The organism is Paenibacillus sp. J31TS4, assembly GCF_018403265.1.
Lineage (GTDB): Bacteria > Bacillota > Bacilli > Paenibacillales > NBRC-103111 > J31TS4.
In genome coordinates this window covers 150342-169159 of record NZ_BOSI01000003.1, presented here as the reverse complement: position 1 = coordinate 169159, position 18818 = coordinate 150342, and the positions used below count along the sequence as shown (strand labels likewise).

General features: G+C 56.7%; 12 protein-coding genes. 9 read left to right on the top strand and 3 right to left on the bottom strand.

Annotation, left to right across the window (positions count from 1 at the left end):
- The first annotated feature begins 2 nt into the window (after nucleotides 1-2).
- Both KJS47_RS15690 and KJS47_RS15685 read left to right on the top strand, forming a co-directional pair.
- Nucleotides 3-1403 (top strand): undecaprenyl-phosphate glucose phosphotransferase, encoded by a 1401-nt coding sequence (locus KJS47_RS15690; RefSeq protein WP_213526011.1) that lies wholly within the window; start codon nucleotides 3-5, stop codon nucleotides 1401-1403.
- 16 nt (nucleotides 1404-1419) lie between these two features.
- On the top strand, nucleotides 1420-3924 hold the full coding sequence (locus KJS47_RS15685) for an LTA synthase family protein (protein ID WP_213526010.1): 2505 nt from the start codon (nucleotides 1420-1422) through the stop codon (nucleotides 3922-3924).
- A gap of 161 nt (nucleotides 3925-4085) precedes the next feature.
- Here the strand turns inward: KJS47_RS15685 and KJS47_RS15680 are convergent, their stop codons facing one another.
- Together KJS47_RS15680 and KJS47_RS15675 are read right to left on the bottom strand one after the other, a co-directional pair.
- The gene (locus KJS47_RS15680; protein ID WP_213526009.1) at nucleotides 4086-5039 is read right to left on the bottom strand and encodes a PfkB family carbohydrate kinase; all 954 of its coding nucleotides are present in this window, start codon (nucleotides 5037-5039) and stop codon (nucleotides 4086-4088) included.
- A gap of 84 nt (nucleotides 5040-5123) precedes the next feature.
- The gene (locus KJS47_RS15675) at nucleotides 5124-5798 is read right to left on the bottom strand and encodes a hypothetical protein (protein ID WP_213526008.1); all 675 of its coding nucleotides are present in this window, start codon (nucleotides 5796-5798) and stop codon (nucleotides 5124-5126) included.
- A 415-nt stretch (nucleotides 5799-6213) separates the two neighbouring features.
- Here KJS47_RS15675 and KJS47_RS15670 point away from each other — a divergent pair, with 415 nt between their 5' ends.
- On the top strand, nucleotides 6214-8550 hold the full coding sequence (locus tag KJS47_RS15670; RefSeq protein WP_213526007.1) for a S9 family peptidase: 2337 nt from the start codon (nucleotides 6214-6216) through the stop codon (nucleotides 8548-8550).
- A 534-nt stretch (nucleotides 8551-9084) separates the two neighbouring features.
- Here KJS47_RS15670 and KJS47_RS15665 read toward each other — a convergent pair.
- Nucleotides 9085-10371 carry a copper amine oxidase N-terminal domain-containing protein gene (locus KJS47_RS15665; RefSeq protein WP_249716433.1) on the bottom strand — a complete coding sequence of 429 codons (1287 nt, stop codon included), beginning with the start codon at nucleotides 10369-10371 and terminating at the stop codon, nucleotides 9085-9087.
- Nucleotides 10372-10763: 392 nt separating this feature from the next.
- Between KJS47_RS15665 and KJS47_RS15660 the strand changes: the two genes are divergently transcribed.
- The 6 genes from KJS47_RS15660 to KJS47_RS15635 all read left to right on the top strand — a co-directional run bounded on the left by KJS47_RS15660 (nucleotide 10764) and on the right by KJS47_RS15635 (nucleotide 18632).
- Complete coding sequence (locus KJS47_RS15660) at nucleotides 10764-11714, top strand: phosphotransferase family protein (protein WP_213526006.1); 951 nt, start codon at nucleotides 10764-10766, stop codon at nucleotides 11712-11714.
- Between the two features lie 414 nt (nucleotides 11715-12128).
- Nucleotides 12129-13466 (top strand): hypothetical protein, encoded by a 1338-nt coding sequence (locus tag KJS47_RS15655; RefSeq protein WP_213526005.1) that lies wholly within the window; start codon nucleotides 12129-12131, stop codon nucleotides 13464-13466.
- A 247-nt stretch (nucleotides 13467-13713) separates the two neighbouring features.
- The gene (alr, locus tag KJS47_RS15650) at nucleotides 13714-14895 is read left to right on the top strand and encodes an alanine racemase (RefSeq protein WP_213526004.1); all 1182 of its coding nucleotides are present in this window, start codon (nucleotides 13714-13716) and stop codon (nucleotides 14893-14895) included.
- A 352-nt stretch (nucleotides 14896-15247) separates the two neighbouring features.
- Nucleotides 15248-15499, top strand: a complete 252-nt coding sequence (locus KJS47_RS15645; protein ID WP_213526329.1) for a CopG family ribbon-helix-helix protein — start codon at nucleotides 15248-15250, stop codon at nucleotides 15497-15499.
- A gap of 3 nt (nucleotides 15500-15502) precedes the next feature.
- A complete protein-coding gene (locus KJS47_RS15640; protein WP_213526003.1) occupies nucleotides 15503-15853 on the top strand; it encodes a type II toxin-antitoxin system PemK/MazF family toxin in 351 nt (116 codons plus the stop codon).
- 556 nt (nucleotides 15854-16409) lie between these two features.
- Nucleotides 16410-18632 carry a Tex family protein gene (locus KJS47_RS15635; RefSeq protein ID WP_283772085.1) on the top strand — a complete coding sequence of 741 codons (2223 nt, stop codon included), beginning with the start codon at nucleotides 16410-16412 and terminating at the stop codon, nucleotides 18630-18632.
- Nucleotides 18633-18818 lie beyond the last annotated feature (186 nt).

The following is an 18818-nucleotide window of genomic DNA, read 5'->3' as shown; positions in this document are numbered from 1 at the left end:
CCATGATTCGCAAAAATCAGGGAATTCTGGCCCAGTTATACGCCGCGAGCGACTTCGCCTTCATTCAATTGGCGTTCCTCGTCTCGTTCTGGCTGAAGTTTTACTCAGGCTGGATTGCGACCGACGGACATCTGCCGATTCAAACCTATTTTATCTGGAGCTTGGCTTACGGCGGAATTTCGGTCGTGCTCGGCTTTTTCCTGCATTTGTATACACCGAAGCGTAAGAAGAGGTTTGCCTTTGAGGCGTGGAAGGTTATCCAGACGCAGGTGCTCAGCCTGCTCATTTTGATTAGCTTGCTGTTTATTGGAAAGGAAGTCCACCTTTCCCGGGAATTTTTGGCATTATTCCTCATTTTCAGCATCGGCTTCTTGGGAGGTTACCGGTATTGGGTCAAGGTACTGCTAAAGCAGATGCGAGAAAAAGGGTATAACAAGCAATTTTTGCTCATCCTCGGGGCAGGGGAAGTCGGCAAGCGCTTCTATGACAATTTGCTTCAGCACCCAGAGCTCGGCTATGAGGTTGTTGGATTTCTGGATGATTACTTGGTACGGCATGAGGTGGGGCGTTATAAACCGATCCTCGGCACCGTAGACGAGCTAGAGACCATCCTGCAGGGAGTCTTGATTGACGAGGTCATCATCGCGCTCCCTCTGGCCGCTCACGAGAAGTATGGGCGCATTATAGCCATATGCGAGAAATACGGCATCCGCACGCTTATTATCCCGGATTTCTTCAACTACCTGCCGGCTCGCCCGCATTTTGACCATTTTGCCGGGATGCCGCTCATCAATGTGAGAGACATACCGCTGGATAGCCTGGGCAGCCGGACGGCTAAGCGATTGTTTGACATCGTGTTTGCGTCGGCCGCGATTCTGGTTACTCTGCCGGTGCTGATGGCCATCGCGATTGGCATTAAGCTGACCTCGCGGGGTCCGATCATCTTTAAGCAGGAGAGGGTAGGGCTGAACCGCCGTGTATTTTCGATGTACAAATTTCGTTCGATGCGTGTGATGAGTGAAGGAGAGTCCGACACCCAATGGACGACTCTCGACGATCCGCGTAAAACCAAATTTGGCGCTTTTTTGAGAAAGACCAGCTTGGATGAGCTCCCTCAGTTTTTTAACGTGCTGCTCGGCCATATGAGCGTGGTCGGCCCGAGGCCGGAGCGTCCTTATTTTGTAGAGCAGTTCAAGGAGAGGATTCCCAAATACATGATTAAGCATCATATCCGTCCTGGCATAACGGGATGGGCGCAGAGCAACGGTCTGCGCGGCGATACCTCCATCGAGGACCGGATCAGCTACGATATTTTTTATATCGAGAACTGGACCTTCTTGTTCGATCTCAAGATCATCTACAAGACAATATGGAACGGATTCGTAAACCGGAATGCCTATTAAGAGGAGAAACAATAGCATGAAAACCCAGCTCGCTTTTTCTCGTACGAAAGATAGTAATAAAAAAAAGGTGATTTTTAACACTGCCAATTTACTTATAGTGTTAGCAATAATCTCAATCCTTTATTATTCTCTCATTGGCTTCTTTAATAATAGACTTATTATTATCTTTAAGACTGATATTGTTGGATTACATAAAGTATATTACGATGTCGGTGAGGGATTTAATGAAGGAGATACAGTAGGAACAGTACTCGAAAAGAAAGAGGGTAGTCAACGGTTAGTATTTGATTTGCCGAGCAAACGCATATATAAATTGCGATTTGATCCAGGGGATAAAATTGGAAATATTGAAATTGAGAGTATCGTTTTTAAACAAGGCTTTTCCGAACAAGAGATCATTAATCAATTTATTAGTTATAATGATCTCAAGGTTGAAGGTGAAAGAGGCCATACATTAAGGCTTGTTTCTACTGGCGAAGACCCATATTTATCAACAACCGTGTTATCAGGGGCAGAAATAGGAAAATATCAAAAGGTCATATTTATTGCCTTAAGTATCATCCTTGGTATAGTGTTATTTTTTTTATTAAAAAAATATACAAACCATTTAGAATTAGCTTCTCGATTGGTACGTAAGACAACACAGAGTAAGTTTTTTACCACTTGTTTGCGCCTTGTCCTATACAGTTTGGACATTGTTTTGCTAATTTCAAGTATATATATTAAAATAGTATACTTTTCAAATACAATAGGTGTTCCTATAAATATTAAAGTTAAAATGTATTCACTTGCCCTCCTGTTATTGCTGGCTTTCCTGCTCTCATTACTAAAGAAGTTCCGATATAGATTTTTTCTTGCTGCTAGTATCAATTTATTGCTAACTTCCCTTATCTTTGCTGACTTAGTATACAATTCTTATTTTAATGACGTTCTAACGGTATCTGTGTTGTCCTATGCAAGTCAACTGTCTACTGTAGCAAGTAGCGTGGGAGAGCTTATTAACATTAAATATCTCGTCTTATTCGGTGACCTAGTTGTTTTATTTTTTGTAGGATGCTTTATAATAAAATTTAAATCGATACAGGTTTCTTCAGGAGTAGTAAGATCTACTCGCATTTTCTGGACTATTGGACTGTTGTTTTCTATTGTTCTCTTTACAAACTTGACAAGCGAAATTAAAAAGGATGAAGGTCACATATATAGCAGCAATTTCTCACATAAGGACTTAATTAAATATCTAGGTGTAATTAATTATCATTTTTATGATGCTTTTCAAGTTGTCAAAAGCTCTGTTAATAAACCTGAGTTATCAAAAAAAAGGGTAAGTGAAATTAATGCTTGGATAGATAATCACAGGCAAGAGTCATTCAAAGAAAAAAATGAATATTTCAATTTGGCCAATAATAAGAACCTAATACTGCTTCAGTCAGAGTCCTTTCAAAACTTTTTAATTGGGTTGAGGATCGGAGGAGAGGAAGTAACCCCTAATATAAATGAGTTCGCTCGAAACAGCATTTATTTTGAGAATTTTTATGATCAAACCCATCTGGGAAGAACTTCCGATGGGGAATTTGTTGCAATGAACTCCATGTATCCATTAAGCGTGGGTGCCCTCTCCATGACATATCCTGGAAACAAATTTACTTCTCTTCCACATTTATTTAATAAAATCGGCTACACAACTTTCGCTACTTCTCCCTTTAGAGGGGACTTTTGGAATAGGGCTGTCATGCATAGTAATTTCGGGTTTGTAAACAGTGCTTATGTCAAGGAATATAAAATTACAGGGGATAACATTATCGGATTGGGATTATCGGATGAAATATTTTATGAACAAGTAATACCAAAATTAATGAGCTTGCCGCAGCCTTTTTTCTCTTTCATGATTAATCTAACGAATCATCATCCATATAGTGATATCTCTCAAATAAAGGAACTAGACATAGGGGATTTGGAGGGGACATTGTTAGGGAATTACTTGCACTCAGCTCACTATGCTGACAAAGCTTTTGGGAGGTTGATTGCACTTCTCAAGGAAAGTGGATTATACAATAATACGGTCATCGCTTTTTACGGGGACCACGATGCGGGGATTCCTGAGACAGATATTGCCTTAGTAAGTAATAACCCGAATACAGGAGTTTTTCTAAAAAAGACAGTTGATAAAGTTCCATTTATCATTCACATTCCCGAATATAACAAGCCGAGGACAATTGAAACTGTGACAGGTCATTTAGACATAAGTCCCACTTTAGCTTACCTGTTCGGTTTGGATATTTCAGATTCATTCTTTATGGGCAAAAACATGCTGACAAATCAACAGATTCAAGATGTAGTAATCTCCAGAGATGGTTCATATGTTACTAATGATCATGTTTATGCATTTGAGACTTGTTATGATAACAAAGGGGATGCAATAGGATCAGACGCGTGTGCTGATGAGCTGGAAACGGCAAAAAAAATCTTGAACATTTCGGATGAAGTAGTGCAAACGAATTTTTTAGCAAATAAAAGACATTAACTAGTGCGTTCAAGTTGCCTTCCCCTCTCCTTTACGACTAAGTTGTCGTGGACTAGGAGAAGGGATATTTTTTTCTTAACTCCTAAAAAACTTCTCTATGTCTTTTTCTCATTTTTTAATATTGAAGGTATGTGTGTCATATGTTACTTTTCAGTTTGGGACTAGTTAACCAACAATCCTTGAAACAGAGGGTCCGCCAGCATGCGTTCCCGCAGGTCCCGGCAGTTGTTTTCCTCCGACTCGATCGTCCAGGCGGCTACCTTGGTGCCGCAATGGACTGCGTCCGCGAGCGGGAGCCCGCGTACCAGCGCCATGACGGTGCCGCTGAAAAACGCATCCCCGGCCCCGCTCGTATCCACGAGCCGGGCGGGCTCCGCGGCCTGGACGCCTAACGTCTGCGTCTCGGCGTCGTAGAACACGCACCCTCGCTCGCCGAGGGTGACAACCATCGCGCGCAGCCCAAGCTCGTCTGCGCATAGCTTCAGGAGGGGCAGAAGGTCCTCCGGACGATGCCCCTCCAGCTCCTGCCCGAGCAGGCGGCCGGCTTCATGCTCGTTGCAGATGAAGCAGGCGAGGCCGCGAAGCAGCTCGGGGCAGCTCAGGACGACATCCAGGTTCCCGGGGATGCCGTAGACGGGCTTGCCGGCAGCTTCGGCAAGAGCCAGCACGCGCCGGGCGAGCGTCTCGTTCAAATCGAGCTCGAGCACGGCGTGCGAGCTTTGGCGAAGCAGCCTCTCGCCTTGGCGGTCCAGGAGGCCGGCCAGCTGTTCAAGGTCCGGCATGTGAGAGATCGATCCGGCCAGATTGCCGGTCTCGTCGAGAATGGCGAGCCACATGCCCATGCCGTCCGCCTCCAACTCCTCCACGAAGCTCGTGTCCACGCCGCTCTCCTGCAGATGCTGGAGCACCTCCCGGCCGACGCCGGTGCGGTCCACCGTGGTCAGGAAGGAAGTCGGCAGATCCAGCCGGGCCAGATTTTCGGCCACGTTGCGGGCAACCCCGCCGTGCACGAAGCGGACGCTTCCCAGATTCCTCCCCTGGGGGCGGTAAAGCTGATGGGCAAAGCCTTTGCAATCGACGAACACAGTGCCGATAACGGCGACAGATGGCAACATAACGGGTAACTCCTTTTATAGGCAAGTATGGATGGCTGTACAAAAACGGTCGGGGCCGCTCGTCGGCAAGCCGAGAGAGGTCCATTAGACAGTATACCGAATGACGCGCGCATGGGTATAGCCGAATGAGCATAAACCTAAGAAAAAAGGGGGAGTGGGCATGCTGGAAGAAGCGCGGGACAAGCTCAAGCATACGGCAGGCCCGACGGAAGACACGGCTGTGTACGAAGCCGGCGCCGCGGAAGCTGGCGAGACGCGCAACGGCGGCCCCGCCGAGCCGCAGTCGCAGTCGGGCCCGGGCGCGAACGCCGCGGAAGCCGCTGGCGAAGCGCCCAGCGGCGTCCCCTGCGAGCCGCAGGCGCAGCCGCGTCCGAGCGCGAACGCCGGGACATCCGCTGGCGAGGCGCCCAGCGGCGTCCCCAGCGAGCCGCAGGCGCAGCCGCGTCCGAACGCGAGCGCCGCAGCATCCGCTGGCCAAGCGCCCGACTGCGACCCCGCCGAACCGCTGCCGCATACGCGTCCGAGCGCGAACGCCGCATCCGCCGGCGAAGCGCCCAGAGGTGACCCCGCCGAGCCGCAAGCGCAGCCGCGTCCGAGCGCGAACGCCGCAGCATCCGCTGGCGAAGCGCCTAGCGGCGGCCCCGCCGAGCCTCCGCTGCAGCCGATCCCGGAACCGCCGGCAACCACCACCGGCATACCCGAGCGAACCGGCGGCATTGGCAAGGGCCTGGTGTACGGCATCGCTTTCGGGGTCGCCATCTGGGGGGCTGCTGCCCTACTTCTTTGGTGGTGGCTCGGAGCATAAGCAAGGGGCGGGTAACCCGGCACAGAATGAAAAGGACGGCAGAGGCCGTCCTTTTTTACGGCCGCAATAAAGGTGCTGAATGACCTGCGGGAAGCCTATTGACTAATCTTACCAATGATGTGTATACTGTGTATATTGATATGAACAGTATGCACAGATGCTTATATTTTGTAGGTATGGCGTATGTTAGTGTCTTTTTGCCCAGATGCCCATACCCGTAGGTGTAGTCTTTTTAGCACAGACGCTCCTATCCGCAGGTGTTGTACTTATTAGCATTCCGTTTGATCCTGTGCATGCTCGTTCGACCAGTTGCTATTCCCATACATACTTTCATCGTCAAATTTAGCTAGGAGAGAGAGAGGACTTCCCGTGAAGAAAACGAAAAAAACATTATTATCCGCTGCCTTATCCGCGGTCCTGCTGACATCGGTACCGGTTGCGGCGCTGGCTAACGCCTCGCAGGCGGACAGTTGGTATGCGAGCGGCATGCAGACGCTCATCAACAAAGGCATCTTGGCCAAAGAGACATCCTACGGAAGCCAGGTCAGCGTGAAGGAGTTCCTCGGCTACGCCCTGCGCTCAGTAACGTTCCAGCACGGTTCGGAAGCCATGCAGCAGGAAATTGTGAAGGACTGGGTACGGGACGGCGAGCTGGCCGACCGGGGCGCGCCGATCAAGCGCGGCGAGATCGCCCGCATCCTCGTGAGGGCTCTGGGTGAGGAGAGCAAGGAACAAACGCTCGCGGATTACGCAGACACCGCCCGCAAACTCGGTCTGCTGTCCGGCTATGAGGACGGCAGTCTCAAAGAGCAGAATGCCGCGACGCTCGCGGAAGCCGCTGTCGTGCTCGAGAACTACAAGAAGGCGCAGGCGGCCAAGAGCGGCAGCCAAGGCGTCCCTGCCATCCCGGTAGAGGACTTCATGCGCAATCCCGGCAGCTTTGCCTACGAGATGTCGCCGGATGGCGAGTATCTGTCTTACGTCGCTCCTTGGGAGAGCCGGTCCAACGTATTCGTCAAAAAGCTCGACGGATCGGGCGAACCGATCCGCGTCACGAACTCCAAGGATCGCGACGTAGCTGCTTCTTTTTGGAAGGACGATCAGATTCTGTACGCAAAAGACAATGCGGGGGACGAAAATTACCACATCTATAGTTCCTCCTTCAATGGCAGCGAGGAGAAGGACCTGACACCACACCCGGGCGTCCGTGTCGGCATCGTCAGCCTGCTGGCGGATGTCAAGGACGAGATCCTCATCATGATGAACAAAGAAGACAATACGGTATTCGACGTCTATAAGCTGAACGTGAAGACGGGCGAGACGAAGCTTGTCGCCAAAAACTCGGGCGCGATTCAAGGCTGGATCGCGGACCATGACGGCCAGATCCGTCTGGCGATCGCCTCGGACGGCGTCACTGGCACGATCCTGTACCGGGACAACGAAGAAGAGGAATTCCGCCCCTTCCTCGAGATGAAAGAGAGCGACCAGATCCTGCCGATCGCTTTCTCCAAGGACAATCAATCGATCTATGCCGTCTCGAACAAGGGCCGGGACAAGATGGAGCTGGTGGAATACGACCTGACGGGCAAAGAGAAGGTGCTTTATGCTAATCCTCAAGTCGACATTACAAGTGCCCACTACAATGCGAAGCAGGATAAGCTGCTGTACACGTACTATGTGACAGATAAAGTGCATTACAAGTTTTTTGATTCGGCGTTCGAGGCGCTGTTCCGCAAAATCCAGACGAAGCTGCAGGCCGGCGAGGGCGACATCGGCATTAACGACTACAACCAGGACATGACCAAATTCATCGTGAGCTACTCGACCGACAAAGTCTACGCCAAGTACTATTTCTACGACGCGACGACCGACGAGATGACGGAGCTCGCCAACCTGAGCGAATGGCTGAAGCCGGAGCAGATGGCCGACATGCATCCGATCTCGTACAAAAGCAGAGACGGCCTTACGATTCACGGCTACTTGACGCTTCCTAAGAACAAGCCGGCGGAGAACCTTCCGCTCATCGTCAACCCGCATGGCGGCCCGTGGGCACGCGATATGTGGATGTTCAACCCGGAGGTTCAGCTGCTCGCAAACCGGGGCTATGCCGTCCTGCAGGTGAACTTCCGTTCCTCGACCGGATACGGCAAGGAGTTTATGAATGCAGGGAACAACGAATGGGGTCGCAAAATCCAAGATGACATCACGGACGGCGTCCAATGGGCGGTCGGCCAGGGCATCGCGGATCCGGAGCGGATCGGCATCTACGGCGCTTCCTTCGGCGGGTACGCTACGCTGGCGGGCATCACGTTCACGCCGGATCTGTACGCGGCGGCGGTCGATTACGTCGGAGTTTCGAACATCTTTACGCTTCTCGAGACGCTCCCGCCTTACTGGGAGACGAACCGGAACATGTTCTACGAGCGCGTAGGCCATCCCGAAAAAGACAAGGAGCTGCTGACCGCCGCTTCGCCGGTGTTCCACGCCGACCGGATCGAGACGCCGCTGTTCGTCGCGCAGGGGGCGAACGATCCGCGGGTGAACAAGGCGGAGTCCGACCAGATCGTAAACGCGCTGCGCGCCAGAGGCGTCGACGTCGAGTACATGGTCAAGGACAACGAGGGCCACGGCTTCATGAACGAGGAAAACCGCATTGAGTTTTACAACGCGATGATCAAGTTTTTGGACACGCACCTGAAAAAATAACGGCTAAAGGACCTAGGGGAAACCCGAGCCGTTCCAGCAGACGGTCCCGGGTAATCCGGAGCTGCTCAACAGGCGGCCCTAGAAATCCGGAGCCGCTCCTTAGGTAATCCGGAGATTAAATGCCACTTAGGCGTGCCGAGGCGCTCACCACCTGGAGCATGCTCCGGTTTCCCCGCCATAAGAACAGCAAACCCCCGCTCAAAAGGCCAAAGCCCTTGAGCGGGGGTTTTTTTTGTATCTTCTTTGGAGATGGGGCGAGGAGGAGGCGGGCATGGGCGGCGTTCCGGCTAAAGGCTGGCAGCAAGGCTGCCGACTAGCTAGGGCGGGGACACAAGGCGCTTGGAGGCATAGGTTCGACACTGCTAACCATAAGCCGATTCGCGGACTCTCAAGGCGGCACACCTAGTGGCCGACGGCACCTTCACCGAGCCTGCGGCCGTCTTGAGGAAGACCACCCCGTACCGGACGCGATGCAGGAGCGTCGCTTCCAAACGCCACGGCCGCCTCCGACAAAGCCCCACGAGCAGCCGCCAACTACGGCTTCGTGGTGATGACCACCGTCTGTGTCGCGTCGATCCAGTCCACCTTGGCTTCAAGCGCTTCGCTGACAAACCGGATTGGCACCATCGTGTTGGAATCGACGAGCTGAGCGGCAATGACGAGTTCCACTGGTTTGCCGTTCACCGTGGCGTTCCGGCTGTCGATGGCGAGGTAAATGGCCGTTCCGCCTTTGACCGCGGTGACCGAGCGCTCCTCGTTGTTCCACTTCACCTCGGCTCCGAGCCGCTCGAAGATGGCGCGCATCGGCACCATCGTATTGCCTTCGATCTTGACGGGAGGCTGCTCGAACGACTGACGCTCCCCGTCGATGATGACCTCGATGCCGTATCGGTCGAGCGGACCGAGCTCCACTTGGAGCGGACGGATCGTCAGGCGTCCGCCGAAGTCGCGCTCCCTTTTCTCCTGCAGTCCCTCGACGGCTTTTGCGCGGCGTTCGAGGATGGTGGCGACGGCTTTGTCACGCGTCTCGGTAACCCGCGCTAGTGTATCCTTTCGCACGTCGGTGAGCTTCTTAACAGTTTCATCATAGGTCTTCTGCAGGCTTGCCTGGCCGTCCGTCAGTATGGTATCCATCCGGCGGGCCGCCTCCGTCCGGCTGAGGTTCCCCTGCTTGTAGGACCACATCGTGCCGGTGCTGTAAGCCGGGTTTGCCTCGTTGCGCAGCTTCCACATCGTGCTGGTCGAATAGCTCGGATTGACCGTGTTCTTATAGTGCCACATGGTGCTGGTGGAGTAGCTGGGATTGACCTCATTCTTGTAGGTCCACATGGCGCTCGTCGAGTAGGCCGGATCAATCTGCTTCGCAAACGACCAGTGTGCGCTGGTCGAGTAGGACTTGTCCGACGCCGTCTTGTATGCCCACATCAAGCCGGTGGAGTAGGAGGGATCGGCTTGGCGGCGGTACTCCTGCAGTTTGTTTTTGCTAGCGTAATCGCTGCCGACCTGGGTCTCTAGCTGCTTCACATCCGCCTGGAACAGCCCGGTGAGGTAGGACAGATCGTCCGCCAGCAGCTGCTCCAGAAGCTTTTGCTGAGCCGCGGCCGCATCCCGCAGCGTCTCGTAGTCGCGGGTAGACTGGGCGAGCGTCTCCTCATACCGCTGGCGTTCCTTCAGCTCGAGCTGCGCGTACCGATCCCCGATCTCCTGAATAAAAGCCGAGTCCGCCGCAAGCGCCGCCGTCGGCGACAGGACGGAGAGCAGCAGGACGGCAGCCGCCATGGCTTTGCCCGGCGAGGTCTTCTTTTTCAACCAGTTTCGCACGTCAATATCCCCCTTTGTTCTTATCCGATCGGAGAAGTCCGGTGCCCCGGAAGCCCCTCCGAATGGTTCTTTTCTCCTCCTTCCGCCAAATTCCTCCAATATTTGTTAAATTGCAACGAAATGACTAGAGAGCAGAGCAGTTAGTTGCGACTTAATGACTAAGCCGGAAAGAACGGGTTCAGCCAAATTCTCCGGGAGGAGTTTGCCGAGTAGAGGAGAAGTAACTGGATTAGAAGCAACAGGAGAAGCAGCTAGAATCGAAGCAACTGGAGTCGAAGCAACTGTAATTGAAGCAACGAGATAGAAGAAATAAGGATGGCCGGTGACAGCGGGAACGGATGTTTTCCGGGACGGCGGTCACCGGACTTGTGAGGAGAGGGGAAGAGAAACTGATGAACCATTCCCATGTAAACGAAAGCCTGCCTGCGGAAGTGGAGGACTGGGTGAAACGTGGGGTCGATTCCCGTGCCGAGGTGGTGGCGGTGCGCCGGCTGCAGGGAGGCGTCTCTGCCATCGTACAGCTGGTGACCCTCCGCATCGGTGAGGACGTGTGGGAGGTCGTCCTGCGCCGGTTTCATGACAAAGAGTGGCTCGAGAACGAGCCGGATCTTGCTCGTCACGAGGCGGCAAGCCTACAATGGGCGGTCCGGACCGGCGTGCGGGCGCCGGAGATTCTCGCCTATGAAGAGAGCGGACAGGTTGGCGGCATGCCGCTTGTCCTTATGACCAAGCTGGAGGGTACCGTCCTGCTCCAGCCCCGTTCGATGGAGCGCTGGCTGGACGGACTCGCTGCGGCTCTGGCCTCCATCCATGCGGTCGACGCCGACGGATTTCCCTGGACGTATCGTCCTTATCAGAGACTGGAGGCATTCATGACGCCCGACTGGTCGCCCTACACGGCCGAATGGGAGGCAATCATTCGGATCGGCAGAGGTCCGCGTCCTTCGGTGAGAGAATGCTTCCTCCATCGGGACTACCATCCGACGAATGTATTGTGGGTGGAGGATGAGGTCAGCGGAGTCGTCGACTGGGTGAACGCATGCCGGGGACCAGCCGGCGCCGACGTCGGCCACTGCCGCTGGAACCTGGCGATGCTGTTCGGCGTAGCGGCGGCGGATGCCTTTTTGGCTGCGTATGAGCGCCATGCCGGCGAGCGGTTCCGCTACGAGCCTTACTTCGATGTGCGGGCGCTGCTGGATGTGCAGTACGGGCCGCCCGAGGTCTACCCCGGCTGGACCGCCTTGGGAATGCCAGGGCTGACGAAGAAGCTCATGGCCGAGCGGACGAACGACCTCATGCTCAGCATTCTGGAGAGAGCCCGCGCCGCGGGCCTTACCGGCTGAGCGGGAGAGAGCGCCGTCTGCGAGAGGCGCGACACGGGCAAGGGCACGAGCGGCACGGAAGCAGGGCGCATATTGCCCACTCCTAAGCAATCTTGTAACATCAATCGGTAAGAAGCAAGGGAACGATACGGCCAGCATGGACCGAAGAGCATACACAGCACAGCAATGGCAAGCTTGAGACGATGGGCGGGCCACCCCGCAGCATGGAACGGAACAGCAAGCACGAGCCGAACAGCAAGACAGCGCAAACGCGCTGGATATAGGGGAGCCGGGAACGGCTCCTTTTTCTTTTGCCCGGAGGTTGGAACGGAGCAAAGCAGGACAGGGCTGACGAGTCGGGGGCCAGTCTGCATAAAGGGCCAAGTACCCACATAGACATGTACCAGTGGACAAATCAGGGAAGAGGTGGAGAAGATGCGTCGAATCGCCTGGGGAATGGTGTTCGTCTTAACGGCCATGCTGCTGCTGGCCGGCTGCGGAACCAAGGATGCGGGAGCGGTCGTCAAGGATCTGAACAACACGGTCGACAAGCTGGAGAGCTACGAGGGGACGGGCCGCATGGTGCTGCATTCGGGCCAGCAGCCGCAGGAGTACCAGGTGGAGGTGTGGTACCAGAGCCCGCACTACTACCGGATCTCGCTGACGAACGACAAGAAGGACATCACGCAGATCGTGCTGCGCAACGATGACGGCGTCTATGTGCTGACGCCCCATCTGAACAAGATCTTCCGTTTCCAAAGCGACTGGCCGGACAACCAAGGACAGGTTTACCTGTATCAGTCGCTCGTTCAGAGTATTCTCGCCGACAAGGAGCGGCAGTTCACGACCGAGGAGAACGCCTTCGTCTTTGACGTCCTGGCCAACTACGCGAATGCCTCCCTCGCGCGGCAAAAGATCTGGCTGGACAAAAAATCGTTCGCTCCCCGGCACGTCGAGGTGGCGGACGCCAATGCCAACGTCATGGTGTCGGTCGACTTCAATCACTTCGAATTCAACAAGAAATTCGATAAGGACGCATTCGACATGCAGCGCAACATGACGGCTTCCCGCCTGCAGGAGCTGCCGACCCTGTCGCAGGAAAATGCCAAGGCCAGCGAGGCACAGAAGCAGGCGGCGGGACCGCAGCAGCCGGCCAAGACAGAGCCCGGCAAGACGGGCACGGAGCAAAAGTCCGGTGCAGCTGAGCCGGGCAAAACGGGCACGGGTCAAAAGTCCGGTGCAGCCGAGCCAGGCAAAACGGGTACAGAGCAAAAGTCCGGCGCTGCCGAACCGGGCAAAACGGCCACGGAACAGAAGTCCGGCGCTGCCGAACCGGGCAAAACTACCACGGAACAGAAGTCTGGCGCAGCTGAGCCCAGCAAGACGGGCAGCACATCCGGTCAGGCTTCCGCGCAGCAAACAGCGACGCCTCCGAAGTCGACCATCGTCATCGACCCGATGTATACGCCTAAGGGGACGAAGATGACCGAGATGGGCGAAGTGAAGCTGGGCGGAGAGGTGGGCGTGATCCAGCGCTACTCGGGCAGCTACAATTACACGCTGCTGCAGTCCCGCCCCGTCGTGCAGGCGGCCTCCAGCCTGACAGGCAGCGTCGTGGATCTTGGCTTCTCCTTCGGCGTCCTGTACGGCGACAGCCAAAAGACACTGCAATGGATGTACGAAGGCGTGGAATTCCGGCTGACGTCCGGCGATCTGCCGAGCGACGAGATGGTCAAAATCGCGCAGTCCGTGCAGGGTCAAGTCGGCAAATAAGGAGTCGTCAGGGGACGGCCGAACCGGCCGTCCCCTTCTCCTTTGGCGAAGCCTATAACAGGGTGAAGAATGGAAGGAGATGCGAGAGGCTGGTGGATGTTACCGGGAGGACTTCATTGACAGCGTCAGACACAGCCTTTACCATGGATTTATTATGGAAGCATTACGACCAGAAGAAGGGGATCGCCCGACAGGCCAGTTCCGCCGCCGGGCCCCCTTCTTACGCTGTCAAAGAAGGTGAACGGGTTTGGATTCGTTTTACCGTCCGACTTGGCTTGAAATTTCGCTCGATGCGCTGAGGGCCAATCTGCTGGCTTTCCGGCGGCGGCTGCCCGAAACGATCCGGATGCTGGCTGTTGTGAAGGCCGATGCCTATGGGCACGGCGCGGTCGAGGTGGCGAAGGAAGCGCTGGACGCGGGAGCCGAGTATTTGGCCGTCGCTCTGCTGGACGAGGCGCTGGAGCTGCGGGAGGCAGGCGTCACCGCTCCGATCCTCGTGCTCGGCTATACGCCGGAGACAGGCATCCCGCTCGCGCTTGAGCACGACATTACGCTTACGGTGTTCACGGACGCCATGCTGGAGGCGCTGGCCGCCCGGGCGGGCACGGGGAAACGTGCCCGGGTCCATATCAAGCTGGACACCGGCATGGGACGCATCGGCCTGCACGACGAGGAGGAGGCGCTCGCGTTCATCCGCCGGGCAGTTGCGATGCCCGAGCTGAATGTCGAGGGCATGTTCACTCACTTCGCGAGAGCGGACGAGGAGGACAAGAGCTACACGTTCGAGCAGCACGCCCGGTTCGAGCGAGTCGTGAAGCGGCTCGACGCGGAGGGGCTCTCCATCCCGCTTCTCCACACCGGGAACAGCGCGGCCGCGATCGAGCTGCCGGAGCTTAGCTACAACATGGTGCGGCTCGGCATCAGCATGTACGGCATCTACCCGTCGGACGAGGTGAAGAAGGACATCGTCCGCCTGGAGCCTGTCATGGCGCTCAAGACGACGATCGTCCATCTGAAGGAGCTGCCCGCCGGCTGCGGCGTCAGCTACGGCTCCCGCTACGTCACGCAGCGGGACGGCGAGAGGATCGCGACGCTGCCGATCGGCTATGCCGATGGCTACTCCCGCATGCTGACCGGCAAGGCGCAAGCGCTCGTCCGCGGTGTCCGGGTACCGGTGGCAGGTACGATCTGCATGGACCAGTGCATGCTGACGCTGAAGGACGGGCCCGAGGCCGCCATCGGGGACGAGGTCGTCCTGTTCGGCCGGCAGGGAGAGGCCGTCCTAGCGGTCGAGGAGCTGGCGGACGCGATGGGGACCATTCCCTACGAGGTCGTCTGCATGATGGCGCGCCGCTTGCCCCGAGTGTATATACGCGGAGGACAGGCAGTGCGGACCGTGAACCGGCTGCAGACCGGACGGAACGGCTAAGGCTCCGTCCGGCCGGAGCCGAGTATTCGGCGGAATCGTCCGCATCCGGGCATGGTGACGGAAGAGGAAGCATAGCGTAATCAGGGGCCGCTTTATGGGGCTGCTCAGTCCGGCAGAGACCCCCTTGCGCCTGCTTCCGCCGAGTATCGGCCTTGGATCGGAAGTGGAACAGGGTCCCTGGCGCTGCCGGGAAGCGGATGGACTTTCACTAGGAATGCAGCATGTTTGCTATATGCAATGCATATATTTTTTCTTGTATGAAATTGCTTGTATTCCGTTATAATGGTAATATGGGTTTGTGTAACGTTATGGGGGTGCGAGACCGGTGTCCAATGTGAACACGAAGAGGATCATGATTAGCTTGCCAGACCACCTTTTGCAGGAAGTCGACGGCATTGTGGAATTGGAAAATTCCAATCGCAGCGAACTGATCCGTCAGGCGATGAAGCTCTACCTGATGGAGCGCAAAAAGAGATATCTGCGCGAGTCTATGCAGCGCGGGTATATGGAAATGGCCAAGATCAATCTCCATATCGCATCGGAGGCTTTTCAGGCGGAAGAGGATGCAGGAAGCACAGTAAACCGCTTAGTTAGCGGGGTGTAGCCTTTGATAGTCAAACGAGGCGATGTGTTTTTTGCGGAACTTTCCCCGGTGGTCGGCTCCGAGCAAGGGGGCCTTCGGCCGGTGCTGGTCATCCAGAACGATATCGGGAACCGATTCAGCCCGACCGTCATCATTGCCGCCATCACGGCACAGATTCAAAAAGCGAAGCTGCCGACGCATATCGAGATTGATGCGGCGACTCACGGCTTCGACCGGGATTCGGTCGTGCTGCTGGAGCAGATCCGCACGATCGACAAGCAGCGGCTCACGGACAAGATTACGCATCTGGACGATGAGACGATGCGCCGGGTGGACGAAGCTTTGCAAATCAGCGTAGGTCTTATCGACTTTTAGCTTCCGGAGCGGAAGGGCTGTCCGGCGGGCGCCCGGAAGACCGATACCCGCACCGGATCCGCACGCGAGCGGCCACAGGCCGGCGTGAGGTACGGACCGGTGCCCAGACCGCATGGACAGAGGCCCGCGAGCGGGGCTGCTGCAGAGAGACGGCATCGCCTCAGGCGGCCCGCAAGCCAGGAAGCCGCGCACAGATTCGGCAGCGGCCAAGAATCCGATGTCGCCGCGAGGTGGACAGGGGCTTTGTCGTCCCTGTCGTTTGTCGCGTTGACGCGGCAAAGCTGCCGGGTTGCGGGCGGACTGGCCGGGAGGCAGCCCGGCGGACGGGTGACAGGGAAAGCATAAACACAGGAGAGAGAACGGGGGACGGATGTCCGCCGTTTTTTCGTTGCCGCCAAGGGCCTGGCTGCGCAGCAGCGCGCCACTTGCGTTCGGTCCGGACGACCTTAGCGGCGGAATCGGCTATAATGGAAAGAGAACTGGAATCCAATTAGCAGACCTTCCGGGAGGCAATGCGGGATAGCATGCCTTGCGGAAGGGGAGTGAGGAGCGTTATATGGCAAACGGAACGGAACCGCTGCTCGAGCGGCCGATGGAGCAGACGGAGGAAGAGAAGGCGAAAACGCAGGAGCGGATTCTGAAGCAAATTGCGCAGGAGCTGAAGCTGGCGCCTGGCAAGGTCAAGACGACGGTCGGCCTGCTGGACGAGGGCAATACGATCCCCTTCATCGCGCGCTACCGGAAGGAAATGACCGGGGAGCTGGACGAGAACGCCCTGCGCGACATTGAGGAAAGGCTGCAGTATTTGCGCAATCTCGAAGCGCGCAAGCTGGAGGTGCTGCGCCTCATTGCCGAGCAGGACAAGCTGACGCCCGAGCTGCGGGCCGATATCGAGAAGGCGGCCAAGCTGCAGGAGCTCGAGGATTTGTACCGGCCGTACCGGCAAAAGCGCAAGACTCGCGCGAGCGCGGCTAAGGAGCGCGGGCTGGAGCCTCTCGCCGATTGGCTTTGGAAGCAGCCTAGGCAAGGAGATGTCGAGCAGGAAGCCGCCCGTTACGTCGATCCGGAGAAAGGCGTAGAGACGGCGGAGGCTGCTCTGCAGGGAGCGATGGACATCCTCGCCGAGCAGCTGGCCGACGATCCGAAAATCCGGGCGTGGGTCCGGTCGTTCACTTGGGAGCAGGCGACTCTCGTCACTGCGGCCAAGGACAAGTCGCAGGAATCCGTCTATGAGATGTATTACGACTACCAGGAGCCGGTCAAAAAGCTGCCGCCGCACCGGACGCTCGCCATCAACCGGGGTGAGCGAGAGGACGTGCTCAAGGTGAGCCTGACAGTCGATGCGGCGAGGATCACGGACCAGATCGCCCGGCAGACGATCAAGCATTGGGGGTCGGTGGCGGTCGATACGCTGAAGGCGGTCATCGAGGATGCCTACAAACGGCTCATCGCGCCGGCGGTCGAGCGCGAAATCCGGGGCCGGCTGACGGAGCAGGCGGAGGAGCAGGCGATCGGGATTTTCTCGGGCAACCTGCGCAGCCTGCTGCTGCAGCCGCCGGTCAAAGGCAAGATCGTGCTCGGAGTCGATCCTGCTTACCGGACCGGCTGCAAGCTGGCGGTCGTCGACGAGACCGGCAAGGTGCTCGACATCGCGGTCTCGTACCCGACGCCGCCGAACAATAAGGTGACGGAGGCGAAGGCGCTGTTCCGGAGGCTCGTCGATACGCACGGCGTCGAGCTGATCGTCATCGGCAACGGGACCGCCTCCCGCGAGACGGAGCAGTTCGTTGCGGATTTCATCCGCGAGCACAATCCATCGCTCGCCTACAGCATTGCGAGCGAGGCCGGGGCGAGCGTCTACTCCGCGTCCAAGCTGGCGCAGACGGAGTTTCCGGAACTCGATGTCGCCGAGCGGAGCGCGATCTCGATCGCCCGCCGGATGCAGGATCCGCTCGCGGAGCTGGTCAAGATCGACCCCAAGGCGATCGGCGTGGGCCAGTACCAGCACGACGTGTCGCAGAAGCGGCTTGAGGAGAGCCTCGGCGCGGTCGTCGAATCGGCGGTCAACCACGTCGGCGTCGATCTGAACACGGCGTCGCCGTCTCTGCTCGCCTATGTGGCGGGCGTGAACGGGACGATCGCCAAGAACATCGTCAAGCACCGCGAGGAGAATGGCAAATTCGCGAGCCGCAAGCAGCTGCAAAAGGTGCCGCGCCTCGGCGCGAAAACGTTTGAGCAGTGCGTCGGCTTCCTGCGGATTCCGGGCGGGGACAACCCGCTCGACAATACGCCGATCCACCCGGAGTCGTACGACGTTGTGGACCGCTTGTTCCGCGAGCTGAAGGTTGAGCTGGCCGAGCTGGGCTCGGCAGGGCTGAAGGAGCGGCTGCAGGCCGTCCAGGCCGGTGAGCTGGCCGACCGTCTGGGCGTCGGCGTCCCGACGCTGCGCGATATTCTGGACAGCCTGCAGCGTCCGGGACGCGACCCGCGTGAGGAACTGCCTCCGCCGATCTTCCGCAAGGACGTGCTGAAACTCGAGGACCTGAAGCCGGGCATGGAGCTGCAGGGCACCGTTCGCAACGTCATCGATTTCGGTGCCTTCGTCGACATCGGCGTGAAGAATGACGGACTTGTGCACATCTCGCAGCTGAGCAGCCGGTTCGTGAAGCATCCGATGGATGTCGTCTCGGTCGGCGACACAGTCACCGTCTGGGTGCTGGGCGTGGACGAGAAGAAGGGCCGCGTCAGCCTGACGATGCGGAAGCCGGATCGTGCGTAGACCGGATCACGCAAGGACCGCGCATAGGCCGGACCGAGCGTAAGCGGACTTCACGGCTGCCGAACGGTGAGTGCGCGGATCGCATGCTAACCGACGTGTGTAGCGCGAGACGATGCGTAGGCCGGGTCGCCACAAGTCGGAGCGGGAGTAAGCCGAATATGCGGAAGCCGGATCGCTTCCGGCCGT